This is a genomic window from Anaerovibrio slackiae (genome assembly GCF_009695585.1).
Lineage (GTDB): Bacteria > Bacillota > Negativicutes > Selenomonadales > Selenomonadaceae > Anaerovibrio > Anaerovibrio slackiae.
Genome location: NZ_VUNR01000061.1, coordinates 1 through 1,959, shown reverse-complemented (window position 1 = coordinate 1,959; position 1,959 = coordinate 1). Strand labels below are relative to the sequence as shown.

Below are 1,959 nucleotides of genomic sequence, written 5' to 3'. Positions count from 1 at the left end.
CGGGAGTTTGACACTTCTAAACAGAAAAAATGCCTCTCAGCCCTTGTAATTATTGCAATCTCGCTGTCAAATTTTTCGTTTTAATATATAGTATTTTATAGTATTATGTGGTATAATAAGACGAGGAGGCGATTGGCATGAAAGTAACTACATCAAAATCAAAGAATTCCGAGTCTTTTTATATCGCCAAAAGTTTTATAAATGACAAGGGAGTAAGTACTTCCGTTAATATACGCAAACTTGGAACGCTCAAAGAACTTATCAAAGAACATGGTCCTACGCGTGATGACGTTATGGCCTGGGCACGTGCAGAAGCAAAGCTAGAGACAATGAGGTACAAGGCTGAGAACGAAGCGAAAAAAGTAAAAATTACTTTCAATACAGATGCTAAAATCAAGTATAACCAGCAGGTCTTCCACCGCGGAGGGTATTTATTTCTGCAATCAATATACTATGCACTGCACATTGATAAAATCTGCCGAAAGCTTAAAGACAAATATAAATTTGAATATGACATCAATTCCATTTTGTCGGATATGCTCTATGCGCGTATATTAGAACCTTCAAGCAAGCGTTCTTCGTTCAATGTTGCCAATGAATTTCTTGAAAAACCTTCATACAGCCTGCACGATGTATACCGCGCATTAAGCGTCCTGGGAGAAGAATGCGACTTTATACAATCCGAAGTGTATAAAAACAGCCATTTTCTTGGCTCTCGTAATGATAAGATATTATATTACGACTGCACTAATTATTATTTTGAAATATCCCAGGAAGATGGATGCAAGAAATATGGGAAAAGCAAAGAACATCGGCCAACCCCCATAGTGCAAATGGGGATGTTCATGGACGGAGACGGCATTCCGCTTGCCTTTTCACTTTTTCCTGGAAATTCGAATGAACAAACCTCTGTAAAACCTTTGGAAGAAAAGATTCTGTCCCAGTTCGGTTGCCAAAAGTTTATTTATTGCAGCGATGCAGGACTGGGAGCGGAGAGAATTCGCGAATATAATCACATGGGAAAGCGTGCCTTCATCGTTACGCAGTCCATAAAAAAATTAAAAGCAGAAGAACGGGCATGGGCACTAAACAAATGCGATTTTAAAAATTTATATGATGATACGAATACAGATATTTCCAATCTTCCTTATGACGATAAGGGTATTTACTATAAGGAAATCCCTTACACGCCCCGAGAGCTGCATCAGAGGCTTATTGTCGTGTATTCACCCAAATATGCCAGATATCAAAAAACAATAAGGGAAAAGCAGATTGAAAGGGCAAAATGCATGCTTTCTGATGGTACTGCAAAGAGAACCAGCAAGAATCCAAATGACCCGCGCCGCTTTATAAAAAAGATAGCAGTCACCAATGATGGTGAAATAGCAAATATCCATGATCTTCTCGATAATGAAAAAATAGAGAATGAAGCTCTTTATGACGGATTATATGCTGTCTCTACTGACCTTCTTGATGATGAGGTAAGCGATATAATACATGTAAGCGAAGGCCGCTGGGAGATTGAGGAGTGTTTTCGGATAATGAAAACTGATTTTGAAGCACGTCCTGTATTTCTGCAAAAGGAAATCAGAATAAAAGCTCATTTTCTTACTTGTTTTCTGGCCTTAATCTTATACAGATGCATTGAACAAAAGATGAATAAGAGATATACATGCACAGAAATCCTTGGAACTATACGAAATATGAATTTTGCAACAGTTCAAGAGCAGGGGTATATTCCACTATACAAGAGAACTGCTATAACAGATGAACTTCATCATATTTTTGGATTTAGTACCGATTTTCAGTTTATTACAAAGCAAGAAATGAGGAATATCCAGAAAAAAAGTAAGGGAAGATAAAAAATACTATATATCGTTACGAAGCAAAAAGGTCTATCAAGCCGCATAAATACTGTCTTGATAGACCTTTTTTAGTTTAACAACTGTCAAAGATGGG

General features: G+C 37.4%; 1 protein-coding gene. It reads left to right on the top strand.

The genetic code is table 11. The features are described 5' to 3' along the window. Positions 1 to 137: 137 nt before the first annotated feature. Positions 138 to 1,862: an IS1634 family transposase gene (locus FYJ84_RS14320; protein WP_154408258.1), complete on the top strand. Its 1,725-nt coding sequence runs from the start codon at positions 138 to 140 to the stop codon at positions 1,860 to 1,862. Positions 1,863 to 1,959 lie beyond the last annotated feature (97 nt).

What these genes read in the sequence shown, in the direction of transcription:
- FYJ84_RS14320 (WP_154408258.1), top strand. Translation starts at nt 138, where the DNA reads ATGAAAGTAACTACATCAAAATCAAAGAATTCCGAGTCTTTTTATATC.